The sequence below is a fragment of the Nitrosomonas sp. JL21 genome (assembly GCF_009833095.1).
Classification (GTDB): domain Bacteria; phylum Pseudomonadota; class Gammaproteobacteria; order Burkholderiales; family Nitrosomonadaceae; genus Nitrosomonas.
This window is the reverse complement of record NZ_QRCB01000050.1, coordinates 36,474-59,260: the sequence shown is the minus strand read 5'-3', so window position 1 is coordinate 59,260 and position 22,787 is coordinate 36,474. Positions and strand designations below refer to the sequence as shown.

Genomic DNA, 22,787 nt, shown 5'->3' with positions numbered 1-22,787 from the left:
TCTGGGCGGCAGACAATCGAACCGACGCGCCTGATGTCAATGTCAATGCTTCGACATTTGCAATCGTGCTGCCACTGACATCCGCACCGTTATCCAAGCTCAAGATATCGTCGACAGTGGATTCGCCAGTGATCGTCCCCGTATAGGTCTGCGCGCCGGCATTGAACGTCACCGCATCGGTAGTCGAAGCTGCGGTCACGTTCGTATTCACCTGGCTGATCGTCACTACCCGCGCATTGGTCGTATCGTCCTCGATGGCGTAATTCTCGACATTGGCGAGCGTGGTCACTGCGCCATCGCCGGTGATCATGACCGTTTCACCGCCGATGCCGGTACCCGGCGCTGTAATCGTGCCGCTAAATCCCTGGTTCTGCGCGACGGATAATCGAACCGACGCACCTGATGCCAATGTCAACGCTTTGACATTCGCAACCGTGCTGCCGCTGACATCCGCGTTATTGTTCAGGCTCAAAGTATCTTCGACTGTAGCTTCTCCGCTGATCGCACCGGTGTAGGTCTGCGCACCGATAGCGAACGTCACCGCATCAGTAGCCGAGACTGCGGTCACGTTCGTATTCGCCTGGCTGATCGTGACTGTCCGTGCATTGGTCGAATCGTCCTCGGTACTATAATTTTCGACATTGGCAAGCGTCGTCACTGCGCCATCGCCGACAATCGTAATTTCTTCACCAGTGACATCCGTTCCGGGTGCCGTGATAGCTCCCGTGAAACCCTGATTCTGGGCGGCGGTCAGTCGAACCGACGCACCCAAAGCCAATGTCAATGCTTCGACATTCGCAATCGTGCCGCCGCTGACATCCGCGTTGTTATCCATGCTCAATGTGTCATCAACGGTGGATTCGCCGATGATCGTGCCCGTGTAGGTTTGCACACCGACATTGACGGTCACCGCATCGGTATTCGATGCTGCCGTTACGTTCGTATTTGCCTGAGAGACCGCGACTGTCCGGGCATTCGTTGAATCATCACCAAACGTGTAATTCTCAACATTGGTCAGGGTAGTCACTGCACCATCACCAACGATCGTGATGGTTTCTCCAGTCACACCCGTTCCCGGCGCTGCGATTGCGCCAGTGAAACCCTGGTTCTGAGCGGCAGACAATCGAATCGACGCGCCCGAAGCCAATGTCAGCGCTTCGACATTCGCAATCGTGCTGCCACTGACATCCGCACCGTTATCCAAGCTCAAGATATCGTCGACGGACGATTCGCCGGTGATCGTCCCCGTATAGGTCTGCGCGCCGGCATTGAACGTCACCGCATCGGTAGTCGAGGCTGCGGTCACGTTCGTGTTCGCCTGGCTGATCGTGATTGTCCGTGCATCGGTTGAGTCATCAGCTATCGTGTAATTCTCGACATTGGCGAGCGTTGTCAATGCGCCATCGCCCACGATGGTAATTTCCTCACTGTTGACGCCCGTGCCGGGCGCTGTGATCGTACCGGTAAATGCTTGATTCTGGGCGGCAGACATCGTAATCGTGTTCAATCCGGTATGGCCAGTCGCGTCAAAGGTCAGATTCTGAAAATCGACGACTGTGGCAGCCGCAATGCTGGAGCCATCCTGCATATTCATGGTGTTATTGCCGGTGCCGCCATCGAGCACGACAGCCGTCATGACCAAAGGCGTCCAGGAGGCTGCCGTGGAAATCGACAAGGTATCGTTTACTGCAGTCCCTGAAAACGACGTCGCATTCGTAGGTAGATAATGCGTCGTAACTGGAGGATCAACCGGGCCTCCGCCCGAAGAGGGCGGCGACGGTAGTGCATCGGATTTTCCGTCGCCGTTCACATCCCCTACCCTGGCGGCGGCCGCCGTGATGCTTTTGGTAAACTGCGCGCCCGTCGTGCGTTTGACCGCCTCACCGATGTCGCCCTGAGCGGCACCGGATTGCATCGTTCCTTCGAGCGTTTCGGCGACAATTTGAACTGCGGCAATTTTGGAAAGAATGGTTTTCTTGTTCTGACCGCTGGTCGACAAGGCCGAGATGGTTTGCGCAAAATTCCCGATGGTCCGTGAAGCATCCGCCAGCACAGCGCCCATTCTGGATGATTCGGTGCCATCGGCCCCCGCCAGCAGGGTCGCGTCCTGAATCACAAGCGTAATGACACTGCGGGCGCTCAAATCGACCACATTGCTTTCACTTGCAAGCAAACTGGCCAGCGCCTGATATGCAAATGAAATGGCCGATGCCTCGGTATCAGTTATGCCGATGCCCTGCAATAACGCAGCCACCTGGCCCGTAATCACCTCGATCTTCACCGCCGCCGCATGGGCAGCCATTGCCATGCCGGTCATCGGCGCCGTATCCGCACTCATCACGGCGTTGATCGGATCGAAGTGCAGCAAATCGATCTCATCGTCCAACCCCAGCGCGGCCAGTACGATACCAGCCGCTTCGGCAGCGCTGACGCCGTCGTTGTCAATGATACGACTGATGATCGTGGTCAGCGGATTGATCACCGACGAGCCCGCTGGAGCAGTCATGATGCCTTCAAACGATTTGCCGGTCGCGATGTCGACACCGCCGGATGCGATCAAATCCCCGAATCCAGTTACGGCCGGCAGAGAGAAATGTCCGGTCGCATCGGTGACAGTGCTCGACTCGCCCTCATTTAATTGCTGGTCGCCGTTCAGATCGGCAAATACCTGAGCGCCCCTGACATAACCATCGATAACTGTTCCGGCGACGCCGGATGTGAGTATTTTCTTGGCCATCGCCACGCTGGCAGGGTCTTCGTCCACCAGAGCAGCCACGCGCTGCAATACCGACACGCTGGTCGCCGCCCCATGCAGATCGATCGAATAAAAAGCCGATATTTCAACCTGATGATCGAATTGTCGGGCTGCTGCGCCCCATTGCGGATCTGTTTCAGTCACTGCAGCCAGCGCCTTGGCAGCCCAATAAATGACGTCGCCTCGGCTCATGCCGTCATTGAGCAGGTGTTCTATTTCTGATGAAGCCCATACTTTGAGCTTGGCATCGACCAGGTCATTGACTGCGTTTTCAACCAATTGCAGCGAAAATTCAGCGTTCGAGAGCGTGTCCGGATAGCGTTGCTGAAATACCTCGGTTTGCGCAAGCAACCCGGCCAATTCCTGGATCGAACGCACGGAATCATTCATCACTCCCATGAATTCATTCAGATAATGTTCCCCCGCCGCAGCGCGGAACATCAAATTGATGGTCTGGAGGATATCAAGTTGCTTATTGTCCATGCAGGTTCACGGCATTCATAAAATAACTGATTATTTCCACAAGATTTTTCAACGTAGTTCGAGCCAGAGCACACTATGCATCAGATTCTTGTCAGAAAACAGGAAGAACAAACGCACTTTTTCCCACTAATTATCGAATTAAAGAGGCTTTTTTCTTACACGCGCGGAAGACTGAATAAAGAAGGGGCAAAGCTTGGCGGGATCAGGCGGGTTGTACCAATCGGCTTGGCCATAATTTCCGCTTAAGAACATCAAAAATTATGATATAAACAACACATGGTCATTATTGCGGGCACCGCAGCATTTCTTTGAATACCACCACACATGCCCTTTAGTCCGATTCTTTTGTGGACAGATGCACTGATCTACCTTCTGGTCGTGTTCGTTCTGTGCTTCATTTGGTATGTCCGGCGCCATGCACATATGCTCACGCCCTGGAAACGAGTGGGGCACAGCACCAGCGGCATGTCTGCACTGACCATTCTGCTGTTTTTCCTGCTCATCGGTTTGCTCGACACCGTGCATTTCCGCCCTGCGCTTGAGCATAAGAACGACGAAGGCAATGCTGTCTACAGCGTCGAAGTGCTGAGCCTACTCGATGTTCTGGTGGAACCACTGCGCACCCAGGTGGAAAAAACCTATTCCGCGCCGCTGGCAACCCATTTGTACGCCAAAGAGACCCTCGAACTGCCGGGTGGCCGGCAAGTCCGCACTTTCGCGCGACTTCAGCATGGCGGCGCACATCTGCAGGATCCGGAAGCCGAATACAACGACGATATCGCCTGGCGCTCGGCACAAGGACTGTTATTGGGTTTCGTTATTTGGAGCGTGCTGACTGCCGCAATCATTGCCGGGCTGGCACGTTTTCATCCGAAACGCATTCCGCAGAGCATCTCAGCCATCTGGCATCGAAGCACAGAAATTCCGTGGCATGCCATCCTCATCACGCTGTTCATCCTATCGATGCTGATCGGCTGGAGCGCGATGCTGGCATCGCATTATCATGTGCTGGGCACTGACAAAGTCGGCCAGGATATTTTGTATCAATCGCTGAAAAGCATACGCGTCGCGCTGGTGATCGGCACGCTTACGACTTTGATCATGCTGCCGTTCGCATTGCTGCTCGGGATTGCCGCGGGCTATTTCCGTGGCTGGCTCGATGATGTCATTCAGTATGTGTACACCACCCTGAATTCCATTCCGAGCGTCTTACTAATCGCCGCCGCGGTGCTGATGATGCAGGTCTATATCGAAACTCACCCGGAACTGTTCGAAACCGTCGCGTCGCGCGCTGATCTGCGATTATTGTTTCTGTGTATCATCCTCGGCATCACCAGTTGGACCAGCCTGTGCCGGCTATTGCGCGGCGAGGCGATGAAATTGCGGGAACTGGAGTATATCCAGGCAGCGCATGCATTCGGCGTGTCGCATTGGCGCATCATCAGCCGTCATATTCTGCCCAATGTGATGCACCTGGTTCTGATCGCCACGGTGATGGATTTCAGCGGACTGGTTCTGGCGGAGGCGGTGCTGTCGTATGTCGGCGTCGGGGTAGACCCTACGATGATCAGCTTTGGCACCATGATCAATGCGGCGCGGCTCGAAATGGCCCGCGAACCGATGGTGTGGTGGGCTTTGCTGGCCGCTTTCGGCTTCATGTTCACGTTGGTGTTGAGCGCGAACTTGTTCGCTGATGCGGTGCAACATGCGCTCGATCCACGCACCCGCACATTCACCCGGAAAATAACCACTCCACCCAATCCAGCAGAAAAAACAGCCATTCTTTCCAATCCAGCCACGGCTGCACCCGCGGCCGCGCCGATATTTCCTGAACCGCCGCAGCGCTGATGAATCCTCTCTTGGCCATTGAAGATCTTGAAACGCTGCTGCATACCGGCAATGCACCGGTCCGTGCAGTCGATGGGCTGACGCTGAACATAATGCCGGGTGAAACGTTTGCATTGCTGGGTGAATCGGGCTCCGGCAAGTCAATGACGGCACTCTCCATCATGCGGCTGTTGCCGGATGTCGGCGAGATCGTGGCCGGCCACATCCGCATCGATGACACCGACCTATTGCAATTGCCTGAAACGACGATGCGGAAAATCCGCGGCAAACGCATCAGCATGATTTTCCAGGAACCTATGCTGAGCCTGAATCCAGTGTTGACCATCGCGGAACAGATCGAAGAAGTGCTCAAGCAGCATTTCAATCTATCCCGGCAAGCCATCGATACCCGCATTCGGGAGCTGCTGGAACAGGTGGGTATACCGGATGCGCCGCACCGCATGCATGAATATCCGTTTCAATTTTCCGGTGGCATGAAGCAACGCGCGATGATTGCGATGGCGCTGGCCGGCGAACCGGAACTGCTCATCGCCGATGAACCGACCACGGCGCTCGACGTCACGATTCAGGCGCAAGTGCTCGAGCTGATGCGGAACATCCAGCAACGCAACCACATGGCGATCCTGCTGATCACGCATGATCTGGGCGTGGTCGCTGAAATGGCGCAACGGGTCGCGGTCATGTATGCCGGAGAGATCGTCGAAGTAGCACCGCGAGATGCGTTTTTTGATCATCCGGCGCATCCGTACTCGCAACAGTTATTCGCTTCCTTACCGGGAAAACACAAGCGCGATCAATCCCTGACCGTCATCCAAGGCGCCGTGCCTTCCCTCGCCCAGCAGTTCAGCGGTTGCCGTTTTGCCGACCGTTGCAATCAGGCGATGGATATCTGCCGCCAGGCTATTCCCCAATGGCACGCAATCACCGACGAGCACCTGGTCCGTTGCCATCTACTGAATGATGAAAGGCGCCAACCTCCTGCGCAGGCCAGTGCGGCACCAGTTCCACAGATGGCCAAGAACGCGCAACCGACATCGGTCAATCCCGCTGTGTTATTACAGGTCACGGATCTCAAAGTCCATTTCCCGATTCGCGAAGGATTGTTCAAGCGTACCGTCGGCCACGTGAAAGCGGTGGACGGTGTGTCGCTGACCATTGCAGCAGGAAAGACGCTGGCGCTGGTGGGTGAATCAGGTTGCGGCAAAACCACGATCGGCAAAAGCATACTGCAGTTGATCAAACCTACCGGCGGCAGCGTGCGCTTCAAGGAACACGAATTGGTGAGCTTGCCGCGGCCTCGATTGCGGCAATTGCGTTCACACTTTCAAATCATTTTTCAGGACCCCTACTCATCGCTCAATCCGAGGATGCGGATCATCGATATCCTGGAAGAAGGTATGAATGCGCTCGGCGTTGATCCATCCCGCCACAGCGCTCCGGGTGATTCACCCGCTACCTCCAAACACGAAGAAATCGATGCATTACTGCAGCGCGTCGGGTTGCCGGCTGAGGTAAAATGGCGCTTTCCGCATGAATTTTCGGGCGGCCAACGACAGCGGATCGCGATTGCGCGGGCATTGGCCGTTCATCCTGAATTGCTGATCTGCGATGAACCCACCAGCGCCCTGGATGTATCCGTTCAGGCGCAAATTCTGAATCTGCTCAAATCCCTGCAGAAAAATTTAGGGCTTGCATTTTTGTTTATTACCCATAATATCGCGGTTGTTGAATATCTGGCGGATGAAGTGGCGGTCATGTACTTAGGGCGAATTGTTGAACGTGGGCGGATCGATGAGGTATTGTCCGATCCCAAGCATCCATACACTCAGGCGCTGCTGTCGTCGGTGCCACAGATTACACCCCATCCTGACCGGCGCGCGGTTCCCGTAACAGGTGATTTACCCTCGCCGGCCTCACCGCCTGCAGGGTGTCATTTTCATCCGCGCTGCCCACATGCGATGCCGATCTGCAGGCAGTCCTATCCACCGGTCAGTTCATTCAGCACGACCCACACCACGCATTGTTATCTATATCCACAGGAACACGATTCAAATCAATATGAGCATTAAGAACGAAGTAGCGCGCCGCCGTACTTTCGCCATCATTTCGCACCCGGATGCGGGCAAAACCACCTTGACCGAGAAACTGCTGATGTATGCCGGCGCCATCCATATCGCCGGCAGCGTCAAAGCGCGCAAAGCAAGCCGGCATGCAACCTCCGACTGGATGGAGATTGAAAAGCAGCGCGGCATCTCGGTAGCCAGCTCGGTCATGCAGATGGAATACCGCGATTGCGTGATCAATCTGCTCGATACCCCGGGACACCAGGATTTTTCGGAAGATACTTACCGCGTGCTGACCGCCGTCGATGCCGCGCTGATGGTCATTGACGCCGCCAATGGCGTGGAGGCGCAAACATTGCGGTTGCTGGAAGTGTGTCGCGCGCGCAATACGCCGATCGTCACATTCGTCAATAAAATGGACCGGGAAGTGCGCGAACCGCTCGATCTGATCGATGAGATCGAACGCACCCTGGGCATGGCAACGATTCCGTTCACCTGGCCGGTCGGCATGGGAAAGAATTTTCACGGCGTCTGTGATTTACGCAATGACTGCATGCGGGTATTCCAGCCGGGAGCCGATCGCGTCAACGAGCAAGACGAAGTCATTGCTCAAATGGATGACCCGGCTATCCGCCAGCGTTTCGGCGACAGCCTCGCGGCTGCCTTGCAGGAAATTGAATTGATCAAAGGCGCGTCGCCGGCCTTCGATCACAAGGAATTTCTGGCCGGCCATCAGACGCCGGTGTTCTTCGGTTCCGCGATCAATAACTTCGGCGTCAGAGAAATTCTCGATGCGCTGGTTGATCTCGCGCCACCGCCGGAATCGCGCAACGCCCTGCAGCGCGAAGTGCTGCCGATCGAGAACAAATTCTCCGGCGTGGTCTTTAAAATCCAGGCCAACATGAATCTGGCGCACCGCGACCGGATTGCGTTCGTACGCGTGTGCTCCGGCCATTTCAAGCGCGGCATGAACCTGAAAATCACCCGCAACGGCAAGGACATCCGCACCAGCACGGTCGTGTCGTTCCTGTCCCAGCGCCGCGATATCCTCGAAGAAGCGTATCCCGGCGACATCATCGGCATACCCAACCATGGCACATTGCAATTGGGCGATACGCTGACCGAAGGCGAAGTGCTGCAATTCACCGGCCTGCCCTTTTTCGCGCCGGAAATTTTTCGCACCGTCGAAATTGCCGATCCGTTACGCAGCAAACAACTCAAGCTCGGATTGACGCAATTGGGCGAGGAAGGCGCGATCCAGGTATTCCGGCCCCATCTGGGCAATGTGTTGCTGCTGGGTGCGGTCGGAACATTGCAATTCGAAGTCGTCACACACCGCTTGCAGCACGAATATTCGGTCGCCACCCGTATTGCGCCTGCCAAGTACCAGTTGGCACGCTGGGTCACCGCCGATGACCCGCGCGAATTGCAGCGTTTCATCGAAGCCAATGCGCACCGTATCGCGTATGACGCGGTGGATGCCCCGACCTTTCTGGCGTCTTACGGCGCAGAATTGAGCGTCGCGGCCGACAACTGGCCAGCGATTCAATTCCATAAATTGCGCGAGCACGCCGGTCTGGTGTTTCAAAACCATTTGAATGGATAATACCGGGCGATGACGACGTGGCTGCGCCTAGTGTTAGGAATATTGCTGACTATCCCCGCCGCCCGCGCTGCCGATCCTGGCCAGAGCACCGCGGTCATCGATACTCAAGCCCTTGCAGTCACACAATTCGTGGTCATGGGTGACATGCCCTACAACGACGTCGAATACGCGTTGCTGGAACATTCCACAGGCGCCATTGCCGCCGCCATCAAGGCGCTCGATCCACCCGCGTTGATTCACATCGGTGATTTCAAAAAAGGGCGCTTGAGTTGCGGCGACGACCTGTTCAGGGATCATTACCGCCAGATTGCCTTTCTCCATCCGCATAGAATCGTGTATACCCCCGGGGACAACGACTGGACCGATTGCGACCGGTTTACGTTGGCGCCGCGGCACGATGAATTGGAGCGGCTGGCTTATTTGCGGCAATTGTTCTTTCATCAAGATGCTCATGAGTTATCCAAAAACATCCCGGGATTGGTGCGGCAGCAAGGCTTCATCGAAAATGCCCGCTGGAAAATCGATCACGTCAGTTTCGCCACGCTGCATATCCCTGGCACCAATAACGGCCGCAGCCAGATCATGCGCAGTAATGTCGAGGATGCACTGAATGAAGCCGATTATCGCGACCAGGCCAATGAAGAATGGCTGCAGCAGTTATTCGCCGAAGCCGAATCGGCTCAGGCGGTGGTGATCGCCTTTCATGCCGATATCTTTGAATTCGATCACAACAAACCCGCCTGCAGCTCCGGCAATCGCACCGAGTGCGATGGTTATCGCAGCACCCGTGACAGCATCAAACAGAAGGCCGCAGCTTTCAAGAAACCGGTGCTGCTGGTGCACGGCGACACGTTGGCCTATTGCCTGCATCAACCGTATGCCGAGATTCCGAATCTGTGGCGGCTCAATACCCCCGGCGATCATAAATATATTGATATCAGCCACGTCCTGGTTGACACCAAGGATCAGAGCAAGCCTTTCAAAGCGACCGGCGTGCTCGATCAAAAGCCGGCGCCAGCGATCTGCGACCATACTTTGCTTGGCCTGTCCCTTCAATCTTCCCCGTCAAACCCTTCAACAATGGAATCGATACCACCATCATGATTTTCAGTATGACAGGCTATGCCATCGCCACTCAGGACACGCCCTATGGATCATTCAATCTGGAGCTGCGGTCGGTCAATAATCGCTATCTGGACATTCAGTTCCGGTTGTCGGATGATTTTCGCAAGCAGGAAGCGGCCATGCGCGAACTACTCACGGCTCATCTGGTCCGCGGCAAGATCGAATGCCGGCTCAATTTCACAGCGGCTTCAAAATCCGATAGCACTATGTTGCTGGATGATGCGCAATTGGAGCAATTGCTGCATCTCGCACGCGTCATCAAAGCACGGCAACCCGACGCGCCCCCGCTCACCATCGCGGATATCCTGAAATGGCCGGGTATATTGATAAACGATACCTTGCCGATCGACGAGCTTGGCGAAATCAGCCTGCGCTTGTTGCAAACCGCCCTGGACGATCTGAAAGCTTCCCGCATCCGAGAAGGGAATAAACTGAAGAATGTGTTGCTGGAACGCATCCAGCAAATGCGCCAGTTATTGGACACGGCGAAACCGCGCATTCCAACGCTGATCGCGGCATTTGAGGAAAAACTCCGCAGCCGGATCGAGGAAATTCTGGGCAATCTGGAGGAGGAGCGCATCCATCAGGAAATCACGTTGTTTGCCGGAAAAATCGATGTCGATGAAGAGCTGTCGCGCCTGCAAGCGCATCTTGATGAGGTGGAGCGCATTCTCAAGGCCGGCGGCGCAGTCGGTAAACGTCTGGATTTCATGATGCAGGAACTCAATCGCGAGGCCAACACCATCGGCTCAAAATCGGTGGATCTGGAGATATCGCGGATATCGATGGACATGAAAATGATCATCGAACAAATGCGCGAGCAGGTGCAGAATATCGAGTGATAGCCGAAAACGCCGAGCATGCAGGATGAAGAATCAAAGTTCCGGCTGCGTAATCGGATATCGTTACTGTTCAGCGTCCCGAATCAAGGTTGAGGAAACTTATCAATGAACACCTGATCCACCAGCGCCTCAAAATGCGGCCTGCGATGTACCGCTAGATCGGTTTCCCATTGCAGGGTTTCCGGCAGGTCGGTGTAGTTGAGTTTTTTTTGGGCGGCCAGCGCCAGAAATTCACAGGCCGCGCCAGCCCATACCTCAACCGGCGTTCGCCAAGTATCTTTGTTACTGTTTCTAGGCGGGTAGGAATAGGCAATGCGCCACTCCCCGAAAGAGATACTCTGCTCACCGGGTTTCGTTCGATCAGGCTTGAAGAAAATGACCGGAACCAGCATCAATTCATCCCGGCTTGAATTCCAATCAAGTTGATTGGGGTTCACCGGTTGCAGCCATACCGTGGCGGATTTCAGGGTATCCGATGTTTTTTCATTATGTTCCGACATCAGCGACAATTGCAGCGAAGCGGCCAATTTCTGAGTGATGATTGCCAATTGCTGACTCAGGGAATTGCCAGCATCATACCGGAGTTGCACGTGCCGGTACCCCGATGCTCTGGCAGATTTCAGCAACGCCATGATCTGCGACTCCACGCCAGGAAAAGAGAACAACCAATGATGTTCTGCAGAGGGATCGCGCAGCGAAAAAGGCAGAACCGTCATAGCATCGGTATGTTCTACCGCCTGATGATAAGACTGCTCCCATCCGGCCAGGAAAGGCGCGAGAATGATCGGTGCCGGGCTAACTGATAAGCGCTTATTCAGCTTGGCGATGGCATCCTTCGGCGTATCGAAATAAATCATGTCGACGGCTGCGATCAGTGTTCCGCTTCTGCTGGCAGCGCAATTCTTGAGCTCGGCATCGAGCGCGTCAGTCAACGAATGCTGACCCGGGGTTGGCAACAAACCCAGAATGACCTGCTGCTGTTTGGCATTCTCCGTTTCATCGATGATTCCGAGATAGGCAATGAGTCCGCGAATCTCGTCGTCAGCCAGATCAAAACGCGGCATCGCCGGATCCAATGTCCTGCCGACGGCGGTCAGGCCGGTGCGCAATGCTTTGGCAAAGCTGGCCTCATCGTAGGATGTTTCGGTAAAACCGATGCGTCTGGCCGGATAACGCTTGCTTAAGCTCAACCAGCGAATATCAGGCACTTGGATGAAGGCTTCCCCTCCGCCTCGTCCTTGGCTGCCATGACAACCGTTGCAGGCAATCGCCGCAGCGCTCAATCTAACACTGCCGTGCACCACCGCGCTGATGTCCCTGCCGTCACGGCCAATTCCTTTTTCATAGATCGAACGCCCCAAATGAGCTTGTTCGGCTTCATCGACTCTTTCCGCTGCTTCGACAGCATGGATGTGACAAATCAGAGGCAATCCGAGCAAAAAGAGCGACAGGAAGGGCCGCACGTTCGCGATCAATTTCCAATGTCCGCGAGCCGGCGCAGATCCGCTACGATACGCTCGGGCGGTGAATCGGGACGTAATTTGACCCAATGCGCGCTACGGGCGTTGCCGGCAATCAGCATGGTGCTGTGATTGTTCGGATCGTCGCTCCATTGATTCAAACGGCCCAACACTCGAGCCATAACGGTTTCTTCCGCGGTGAGAAACTTCCAGCCGTCGACGTTTGCCTGCTGCTTATCGGCAAATGCTTTCAGCAGGGCGGGACTGTCCCGTTTCGGATCCACCGATAACGACAGGAACAGAATGCGCGAACCGAAATATTCTCCGAGTTCCCTGCGCACCCATTGCAGTTTTTGCGTCTGCATCGGACATGCATCCTGGCAATTCGTAAAAATGACATTGATCAATACCACGTGATTGCTCAATAAATCACTGACAAATCGGTGCGCCACACCGTTCTGATCGATCAGGCGCTCATCACCGAAATAGTTGCGCGCCCGTTCCAGCCGCTCATCCACCGTTGATTCACCGGCCGCGGCATAATCCGCCATGAGCATGGACTCAAACAAACCGAACAACAGCATTACCGCAATCTTTTTCATCTTCGCCTCGACTTTTTCATTTCGTCTCTGCGGCCAACGTATTGACTGCGTCTACCAAGGTTTGCGGCGCGGCAATGCCGACCCAGCGCAACCAGCGATTCGTGCCGACATTTCCGATCAGCACGAGGGGCGGATGATTTTCCGGGCGGCCAGTGGGCACACCGAAGGCTTTCAGGAGTTGCGCAATCTCCGCCGGTCTGCCGGTCAACCAATGCCAATGCGGGCCTGAACCTAGTTTCTCGGCATGCACGCGCAATTTCTGCGGCGTATCGTTGCCGGGATCGACAGAAATGGATAACAGAATCACGCCGCTGCCCAATCGATGCTGGAGTTGCTTTTCGAGTTCCTGCATGGTCGCACTCAGGATCGGGCACACCGTGGTGCAGGATGTGAAGACGAAATTAACGACCGCAACCTGATCCTTCAGCAAATGCGACAGTTGCTGCTCACGATCGAAGCTATCGCGCACCACGATATCCGGCACCACCAGCTGTGTTTCATGCGCACCGCTGACTGGTGCGGACATTGCATGCCCATGCGAAAAGAGCCATCCGTTGGTCATCAAGCACAAACACAAGATCAAGGCGGCGCTCAGCTTCATTCTATTCATTGTCCAGCGGATCATTGTTCCACCATCACGGTCACAAACGACGATGCCAGCGGCTGATCTGCTTCGATATGGACATAATAGCCGCCCTTGTGCGGAAGTTGACCGCTGGTAAACCATTCGTCGCGCTTATCAGGATCGGCCTGCATCGTCCAGACCGTGGCAACGCCGCCGTGCGCGGGCACGATCCGTAACTGCACGTGACGCACGGGCGTCTCGACACCCTCGTGCTGATCCTTGACGCGCACGCGGAAATCCGCCGCAGCATTGCCGCGTATCGTTTGCACGCTATCATTCAACCATTGAACCGACATCGCCGCTTCCGGCTGCGGGTTGATCGGCATATCGACAGTCAGGCCCAGGCATTCGCGCAACACCGGGGTTTCGCTCGCCAAAGCCACCATCATGCGTTTTGACGCAGGCAAGCGGATCACTGCCGAATACCGGCCCGGGCTGATTTCGCGCAATCCACGTTGCACGACCATCGCCGCCAGCGGGGTATGGCCATAGGTTTTCAAGCCGGAACTGGGCGAATTCATGCCTTCCATGTAGTGATACAAGGTGCGCTCAGAAGGCGTGGTGAAAAACGCGCCGGCGCGATCCAACGTCAACGCCATGCTCGAGGCCCGCGGCAAATCCTGCATCGCCGCCAACCCGCCCGCACCCGCCGGCACCAGTTTCAGAATCGGTTGTTCTCCGTCCAGGCTGCTTAACGACAATAACCCGATCTGCTCATTGTGCAATGTTCGAATATAGCCATATTGCGCCGAAAACAGAATGTCATACGGTTGCCCGGACAGCGTGATGCGATGCTTTTCTTTGGCAGTTGCCACATCCACGACATGAATCAGGTGCTGACTGGGATTGACCACAAGCGCATATTTCGCATCCGGCGTCAATTTGACCGGCCCCAAGCCGGGCTCGAGCATCCAATGATCGATCGGCTTGCCTCGGACATCGAAACGATGAATTTTTCCGGCCTTGGCATCGACCACCCACAGTAACGCAGATGTGTCGGCAAACATCAGGCTGATCGGCTCAAAACCGAGATCGACCTCGCGCACCACTTTGAATGTGGCTGCATCGACGATGGTCAGTGATCGGCTTTGGCGGTTGCTGATGAATGCATGGCGGCCATCGCCGGAGAAGACAATCTCATGATAACCCGCCGGCAACGGTATCCGCGCAACCGCTTTGTCATGCACGGTATCGATGATTTCCACGGCATTGTCTTCTGGTTTCGTTCCTGTCAGTCCCACCCACAGCAGCCGTTCATCCGGCTGCAATACCAACCGCGTCGGTTGCCCGGGCAAGCTCAAGTGATCCCGTATAGTCAGCGTTTGCAGATCGGCAATGGCCAGTTTCTTTTCAGCCGGAAGTGCAATGAACAAGCGCATGTCATCGCTGGTTCTGGCCCAGTCGAATCCTTTGCCGTCGAGTTTCATCGCGCCGTACAAGCTGCTGCGGCCGCTGAAACTGACTGAGGGATCCAGTATCGAGACGCTCGGTTCGGCGTCCATCGTCAGCACAAAATAACCGGTCAGATCCAGCAACGGGCGATCGACCAGATTACCGCTCAGATAGCGCCCGATCCGTTGGCCACAGACAGGAACCGCCCCGGACAGCGCATCGGTTTCACGATCCAGCCAGGCACCAACGCGCCAATTGCTCAATGCCTGATCATCGGCGAGGCGCTTGCCATCGAGCGATAACCGCACCAACTGCCCGGCCTGAGGCGTAGCAGGCGCCTGCTCGTCGATCGCGTCGATGCGGACAGCCATGCTGACGCCTTCCCGCTCGATCTGCCGGTCCAGATAGCGCGGAGGAGCTGCCTGTGCGAGCGCCGTCACGCATAGCCCCAGACAGATCATCAAGATGGCACGCATACTCATGGCTGCCCATCAACGGTAGCTACGACATCGCAATTAGTACGCAGTGATTTGCGGCTAGGTTGGGGATAATCCGCGGGCGCATCCTCAACCCGCACCAACCCCCATAAACCATTGGTAATGCCGAACCCTCCGAGATCACGCCAGAGATAATCACCGGTAACTTCATGTAAGCCACCAGCACTCGGGAAAACCAGATCAAAGTGCGACATCGGCGTCACGCTTTCCTGGCCACCCAGATGCATCGCCAGCGCATTGGCGCCGATGCATTTCGAGGGCATTCCCCACCCCAGTTGGATGAGCTCTTTGCCCTTATAGATGCCATGACGGTTACCGCCTCTGGGATATCCTTCCGGATCAACGAATTCAGACAAATAGGGATCTCTCATCCAGTGATGGCCATGCAACTGCATCGTCGACGCACGCCCGACCCCTGTCGGCAATATGGCGCGCAACCGCATTTCCTGGCCGGCGTAGGCTTTCAGGATCGGTACGTAAGGCTCATTGACAGGTCGGTCGGCGCTGATGACAGTGCCGATGTCCGCCCCATTATCACAGCATTGATTACTGAAAGCCTGCCAGGCGCTGTCGGCTCCGCCAAATCCCGACTTGCCAAACGGCGCATCCGGTGGCAAGCCAAAGCGGAACCACAACGGCTCAGCACCGTAATTGATCGCCATATGTCCAGAGTCGTGCGCATCTTCCGGCGCAGTTTGCAACGGATTTTCTCCGGCATTTTCTTTCTCAGCCGCCAGATTGGCAACCGGCTTACCATCCTTGTAACGCAAGTTCAGACCTTTCTGATGAATCATCACCAGATCGCGGAATTTGCGTACTGAAGTTGCGGTTGGATAGGTTACATCCGCCATTGTGCGAGTGGCACGCATGGCAGATTGATTGGCATTGGATACCTGCCGGTCGATGACTCGATCGTTTTCCTGCCAGGTCGCTTTTTCAGGCTCGAGGATCAACGCACCTATCGCTCCTTTCTGGCCTTGCTTGATGCGGTCGGGCGGCGTCAGGTTGGTGGCGCCATATTCGACGGCCACATATCGGGCGGGAGTGCATTGATCATTTTCTTGCTTGAGCGAAACCAGCCGCGTTGTGTATTGAGAAATCGGCCACAGCGTTTCAAGCGGCTTATTGAATTTTGATTCAATACATCTTGCCAACGTTTTGATAATCTTCCCGCGATCAAATAAATTCTCCGTAGTCACTTGATTCTTGTCTTTCAAAGCTGATAAACATTGATTATCGGAAGAAATATCGAGAGTAGCCGCTTCTTGTATAAAAAAAGCATTATTCTTTAGAAAATCATCGTCAATGAGCCGCCATTTCTGGTAATGATTCAATACCATTTTCTTGAATTCTTCTTTGTTTAGATTCTTAGGATTAAAGAAAACGGTATTTCCGGGTTTAAAAATATCGTCGATCTTGAATTTAGGATATTCATCCTCCAAATCAGCCAATCTTCTAATTTTAAGATTGATAATGCTTTCAACGAAATTAGCAGCAGAAAACAAATCGGCCGAGGATAATGGTGCTTTTTTCGGCAGAGCAAAGAGATTAAGGAGCCTATAAGCCTCGTCAGCATTTTCGTTAACTACTGTGCACACATTCGGAGGGACTTCCAAAGTGCCCGCATACCAGCTATACCGCTTGGCTTTTCCTGGTGCTACCGTATTCACCTCGTTGAAGCCGACATTATTACCATCTGCCGATTGCACATCGTAGTGCACCATTTGCGGATGTAAACCAATATGGTTGGAAGGCCGGATGAGATTATTGTTGAAAGTCACCGCTGATTTTGCGTTCTCAGAATCACGTTTACACTGACCTGATCGATGACTTCCTAAATCCGGGCAATTGCGTGGAATGATTCCAGATAATGACGTCTGTCCATCCAGATCCGGCATTTTATCGGGATCTTCCGGTAAAAGATTAGTCAGATGGATCTGAATACAATCACCGGCGGCAGCACGCAATACCAAAGGTTCGACCGGTGAATGCGATTTCAGCTTGCCATTTTCCAGATCCTCATCGAGCACGAACATAATTGCCGTAGGATCATGCAACGGCCCTGCCCCGAACGTCTCAGATTTCACGAGGTTACCCTCGTCATCATTGATCTGAATACTGATTTCGGTCTGACGTGGATTGTATACCAGGGTTCCACCCGCAGGATTCAGATGAGACCGGTTTGCCTCTCGCCGCCACTGCCTTTCCTGCGACCGATAATCCTTCGATTTCCATTCAGGAAGCGTCACCCCTAGAGCATTGTCAAGAACTTCATTGGCAAGCACAGCAGAAATATTATAGGTAATCTTCGGGGCATCCGCCGGACAAACGCGATCGACTCGTTCCCCTTCCTCTTCCTTTCCAGGGGCCAGCAGAGTCGGCACTGAATTATTGGCCAATGGCATCAGTTTCTGATGCACCCGCGCACGATTATAGCTGCGGATGAGCCCCCAGACACCGTTCCATAGACCATCCTGGCTTGAATCGACGGTATACATCCGGTCATTTATGCCGAATGGGCTTTCAAAATCGATGACATTGGCGTGGAAGGTAAATTGCTCTGATAAACCGGCATTTTGCGAATTGCGCCAGCCCGAATGCGGCGCTTGTCCAAACCCGGATCCTGCTTGCAACCATGTCAAACCATTGATGGATGCGTTGTGCTCATGCTCATGAGCGCCACCTTGAATTTTGATTCGGATTTGATCGCCCGCATAAGCACGCAAAATAGGCGTAAAAGGGTCACCTGGAAATATGCCTGACGTTAAGGGCTCATACGGTGTATGCCCCGTATCGTCATTCAATACTGCTATGGCTCGATCGATTCTGGTCTGCATCGCATAGGCAAGATCGCCTCTGATGCCATCGGCTTGCGTTCCTTTTTTTCCATCGCGACCGATCGCCTTGGGATCATACACCCGCGCACCAATGGGTTCGTTCCGGTAATTCATCACCATCATGCCGATATCGTCAGCCGAAATAGCCTCAGGGCATGGGCGCAAAGGCTCACCGTCATGATTATAAAGTTGGGAGTCAGAGAAATTAGTTTTATCTAAATAAACTGCCCCGGGTAAAAGGCTATCCCGTGAAGTATTTTTTCCTCCCGGACAGGTAGGTTTGAATGCAATGATATCAGGCGACGCCGGATCAGCAGGTTTCCTGACCGATGGATTGATGGCTTGATGAAAGCTGACTGATGTCGGTTTGGAAGTTTTCTTCCCTAAATTTTCAGGATCTTTTTCTTCCCATATCCAACCGACACCTTGTTCATTGACACCATAAAAGGCATCTTTCACATAGGCATGCTGGAAATCTCCGAACTGCAAGAAAAATTCACGATGTGAATCATCATCGCGATCCTGATTTACATCAATTTTATGTCCATCTTTTCCAGTTATTACTGCTTGCCACGATGTCGGTCCACCGTCATCTCGCTGAGATGTATCATATAGCTTGATCTTAGCGCTCTTCGAATCAAGTTCATTGCTCCACCATTCGGATCCCGGCGGCTCGGTCAGCATCGTCGCATAAAGCCCCAGTTGCTGATGCGTGGAAGGGCCAAGATGATCATGGGTAAAAGTGGTACCCAAGCCACGATGAATGCCATACCGATTAACGATGGGATCAGAAAACCAGCGTTGTAGTGTGGTGCGCGCACCCAGCCAGTTGCACATACCAGGCTTACTGCCATATTTTATCTGGAACGCCAATGCATCACCTTTCTCTTGCTTCCACAGATAAACGCATTCATCTACATTTAATTCAGAATCTCGGGGATGAGGAAGTTCCAGAATCTTTGCTTTTTTAATATTAAGCTGATGATCTGCGATGACTATACCATTGAAATAAGGATGAGCAGAAGGCGTAAGTTCTTTCTCTCCATTCGAGGGTTTGATTTTGAGATATTCAGGAACGCCTTCATTCCATTTATTGATGGCGTGTATCCGTTCACGCACGGTATCAGGTGAAAAAGTACCGTCTTCATAATTCCAACCATTCGCGCTGCCATCGGCTGAGGTCAGATCCCATTTCGGCAAATGGATATGCTGGCCAATGACATCGGTGGGTGTCGTGATCTGATAGTCATCCGCATAAAAAGCGGCGGGAACCAGATTGGTATGCGCATACATGGCGCAATCGAAGGTATTCATGCGCAACACGAGCGGTTCAGGCGCTTTCTTTTTGGCCAACAAGTCTCCAACATCTTTCCATAGCGACAAAATACGCTGCTGAGGATAATGGTAACCGAGTTTATTGAACACTACGTCCAGTTGAATATTGGCGCCTTTATAAATGCGCGGATTGAGCGCACCGAATTCAATTCCATTCGGCAATGAATCTTTGACGTTAATAAATTTTTTAATCAGTTCACTTTTATCGCGATGTGCTCCGCCGAAGAATTTGCCGTCTCCAAATTCTTTCAGTATTCTTCCATCGTCATCCATACAAGGCTCATTGAACGGCGCGCCAGGAACACGAGGGGCGCCATTAACAATAAATACTGCAGGAGAATGATTTCCTAAAAGATCTAATTTAACGGTCGCATGCTCTCGCTGTTCATGAAACGTCATAGCCATCTGCTCGAGCCGGGTACCCTCTTCCGGATAATAGATCGGCTTCGCCAGCTCAACGATTTTTTCAGCGGTTAAGCGATCAATTTTGGAATGTGCTTTTCCCCCCTCAACAAAGCCGCCCAGTGCATGCCGCGGCAATCCACCGTCATGCCCTGTGGCGGCCGATAATTTATCCGCCAATTTTGGACAATTTTCCTTATTGCACATATCGAGCGGTGGCGTTGTAGGACGAGTACCGATGGATACCGACTGTTCCTTTTTATCGATTCCCCTACCCTGTTCAGTATAGTAGGCTGCACCGGCTATCCAGAAAGGATAGCCCGGATTAGGGAAATGGCCGCTTTTCTGAGCATCGACAGGAATATCGACCACCGCCACGGAACCGTTTATTTTTGTTTCAATAGATTTCACATCATCGTTTTCATGCCGGGTAATCGCGTTTACTTCCTTGGGTTTTACAGTGACGTTCAACGGCATCGGTGCCAGTCCTTTACCGGGCAATGGAACGATGGCAGGAATTGGCGCCCCCGCAATAATTTCCCCATCGGGCAAAGCACGTGCTGTTGTGTGTGGTTTGCCTGACTTCAATGCAAAAGGTATTTTGTGAAATCCGATCGTTTCTTTCCCAGAATTATTTTTATGAATAGATACATCAAGTAATGTTCCTTTCTCAAAGACATCATGGTTGCGCCACAGGTACCACATGCCCTGCGCGAAATGCGGATAAAAATGGCAGTGAAAAATGGCGTCACCCACCGTTTTATTGCGATTGCCCGATCCGCCAAACGCAATTTCATAGGTATAGCCCGTACCCGGCCCAATGCCTTGCGCATCGATATAGTTTGAATTGTCGTCATTCGGATTAAACAACCATTGATGATTGTGCAAGTGAAAGATATGCTGCTCCTTGCCGGCATGCATATTGCGGAATTTCACGAAATCCCCGATGTAGCTGTGGTGTACATTGGCAGGGTCATGAGGGTAATAAGCCAATTCCGCCCGCTGCTCACGCGGTTGGGTACAGTAATGAGCGCGCTCTTTTTCAAATTTAGGATCTGGAATCTCTTTTATTCCTTTAGGATCGCGAGGATCTTTGATCATTCGCACATATTCAGGTTGACACTGACTGGTGAAAAGATTAGCTGGCTTGTCCACCAACATCGCAGCATCGCCGACGACAAAGGAAGACAAAAAGAATTCCTCATAGGCACAGTCGAGGCAATCATTCATCGGCCCGGCTTTTAATCGATTGGCAATAATTTCCGCACCAATTCCACCCGAGCCATAATTGATCATGAAGGCATCGCGCACGCCGTGCAGGGTGTGACTCAATTCAGGGTGTTCAAAGAAATAAGGAAACGCTTGGGTTGCGGCATTTTCATCGTGGAAAATCGACACGAATTCGCGAAAAGGTTCGAGTCGATTGGGAAGAGAAGGATTTCTTTCTCCGATGGCTTCTAACGGGTAAGTATCCTGGAGAAAACTGCCATCATTATTGGGTCCCGCGATTAAGGCATTTATATCGCCATGAATAATTCGATTATTTTGCACGATATTGAGAATCGGCTTGCCTGCTTTTCCTTCCTTGCACCAGACACCGTTGCGACTACAATCATTGGGGTAGGTAGCTTCATAATTGATAATGGGTTGCCCCGTGGTTGTTTTTACTAGATTTCCATTTTTATCTTGTCTGCTAGCAAGGCGCAATTCTTCTTCGGTAACTTGCGCACGGTAAAAGCGTGTTCTTAAATTTTTATCGCGCTTCTTTCTGAATTGTGGACTGCTCGGTTGCACCGTAACTGCACCAAATAATCCGACGCCGCTGTTGCCGGATGTACCTTCGCCGCCAAATACGGCACCGGTATTGCTCACTAAATAAGCACCTTCTTTCTCGGCACGGAAACAATACGTTCTGGTTTCACCTGGCACAACCAGGCTATTGTCATTTTTTCCTACATACGAGCTATCGTCGTTGATGCCGGTGACCAGCTCCAAACCCTGCGGATGAAAGCCGACATGGCGGCTCGCGACTTGATCATTGCTGGTATAGATCCGATGAAGGTCGGTTTCAGTTGGTTCTGTCAGCGGCTTATCTCGGCTGGTAATTCTTTCAGGGTCGGCATTTTTGTTGTCTGGATTTTCAGCGAAGCGATTTTTAGGTGGTCGCTCGAGCGGATGATCGATGCCCTTGAGGGGATCCGGATAATCAAAGGGGTTGGCATGATTAGGAGGGCTCGGAGGCTCTTGCTTGATTTCTTCGTCTGTTTCAGGTTCGAGAAAATCTGGTTCGGGTGCAGGATAATGCTTGAGTTTACGATGCAATAGATTGGTGAAATTCACTTTCAGGTAATCGCCTGCAGCAACCCTCAACACCAGTGGACGCGGACGAAGATCGGGACGTAGAGCGATGTCAAGGCTCATATGCTTATGTTTTGTTTTTGCTTTTTCTTTTGCTTTTTCAAATAACGCATTGCCTGCATCACTATAGTCAAGGGTCTTCAAATTGTTGGAATCCGAGGTATCCACGATGTCATGCCGCAACGCGTACATCATCCAATTCACATTCTGGGCGCCGAGCCGGTTAAACACCATCGGATGATCGATCGCGACCACATCAGCTTGCAATGCATTTTCCGGACATTGCCCGGCATACGCGGTAACGCTCGTTACCCAACTGAACATTGCGAACACGATGATCTTTTTGCATCCTCTTTTATCCAGACCGTTCATGATCCCCTCCCCCTCTTTAATGTCGAAAGCTTTTCCTGCGCAGTTCGTATTCCTTTCAATTCTCTGACGGCTAGTAGTCGCAGCGTTTGCCCAATGATTTTGCTGGATTAGCTCTCAGCTTCACGCACTCTAGGACGCATTACGATCAGAGTTCGATAGCCCATCCGCCACGTTTACATTAAATG

10 protein-coding genes and 1 pseudogene are annotated in these 22,787 nt (G+C 53.1%); 5 read left to right on the top strand and 6 right to left on the bottom strand.

The features are described from left to right. Positions 1–3,238: pseudogene (locus ABF87_RS13335) on the bottom strand (calcium-binding protein); the annotation flags it as partial. 324 nt (positions 3,239–3,562) lie between these two features. On the opposite strand from ABF87_RS13335, the gene ABF87_RS13330 reads away from it, so the two are divergent. From ABF87_RS13330 to ABF87_RS13310, 5 genes are read left to right on the top strand one after another with little or no spacing between them, the layout of a single operon-like run. After that, positions 3,563–5,086, top strand: a complete 1,524-nt coding sequence (locus ABF87_RS13330) for an ABC transporter permease (protein ID WP_160829607.1) — start codon at positions 3,563–3,565, stop codon at positions 5,084–5,086. Next, a complete protein-coding gene (locus ABF87_RS13325; RefSeq protein ID WP_160829606.1) occupies positions 5,086–7,155 on the top strand; it encodes an ABC transporter ATP-binding protein in 2,070 nt (689 codons plus the stop codon). The genes ABF87_RS13330 and ABF87_RS13325 overlap by 1 nt, the downstream gene beginning before the upstream one ends. Next, the gene (locus ABF87_RS13320; RefSeq protein WP_160829611.1) at positions 7,145–8,755 is read left to right on the top strand and encodes a peptide chain release factor 3; all 1,611 of its coding nucleotides are present in this window, start codon (positions 7,145–7,147) and stop codon (positions 8,753–8,755) included. Before ABF87_RS13325 ends, ABF87_RS13320 begins: the two co-directional genes overlap by 11 nt. A gap of 9 nt (positions 8,756–8,764) precedes the next feature. Then, positions 8,765–9,859, top strand: a complete 1,095-nt coding sequence (locus tag ABF87_RS13315) for a hypothetical protein (protein ID WP_240143688.1) — start codon at positions 8,765–8,767, stop codon at positions 9,857–9,859. After that, on the top strand, positions 9,856–10,722 hold the full coding sequence (locus ABF87_RS13310) for a YicC/YloC family endoribonuclease (RefSeq protein ID WP_160829605.1): 867 nt from the start codon (positions 9,856–9,858) through the stop codon (positions 10,720–10,722). Before ABF87_RS13315 ends, ABF87_RS13310 begins: the two co-directional genes overlap by 4 nt. An 83-nt stretch (positions 10,723–10,805) precedes the next feature. Here ABF87_RS13310 and ABF87_RS13305 read toward each other — a convergent pair whose 3' ends face one another. The 5 genes from ABF87_RS13305 to ABF87_RS13285 all read right to left on the bottom strand — a co-directional run bounded on the left by ABF87_RS13305 (position 10,806) and on the right by ABF87_RS13285 (position 22,602). Then, entirely contained in the window at positions 10,806–12,272 is a 1,467-nt protein-coding gene (locus ABF87_RS13305) for a cytochrome c (protein WP_160829604.1), read from the bottom strand. Next, on the bottom strand, positions 12,194–12,784 hold the full coding sequence (locus ABF87_RS13300) for an SCO family protein (RefSeq protein ID WP_160829603.1): 591 nt from the start codon (positions 12,782–12,784) through the stop codon (positions 12,194–12,196). Before ABF87_RS13300 ends, ABF87_RS13305 begins: the two co-directional genes overlap by 79 nt. Positions 12,785–12,800: 16 nt before the next feature. After that, positions 12,801–13,310: an SCO family protein gene (locus ABF87_RS13295; RefSeq protein ID WP_160829602.1), complete on the bottom strand. Its 510-nt coding sequence runs from the start codon at positions 13,308–13,310 to the stop codon at positions 12,801–12,803. A gap of 95 nt (positions 13,311–13,405) precedes the next feature. After that, on the bottom strand, positions 13,406–15,277 hold the full coding sequence (locus ABF87_RS13290) for a cytochrome D1 domain-containing protein (protein WP_160829601.1): 1,872 nt from the start codon (positions 15,275–15,277) through the stop codon (positions 13,406–13,408). Between the two features lie 2 nt (positions 15,278–15,279). Beyond that, on the bottom strand, positions 15,280–22,602 hold the full coding sequence (locus tag ABF87_RS13285; protein ID WP_160829600.1) for a hypothetical protein: 7,323 nt from the start codon (positions 22,600–22,602) through the stop codon (positions 15,280–15,282). Between the last annotated feature and the right edge of the window lie 185 nt (positions 22,603–22,787).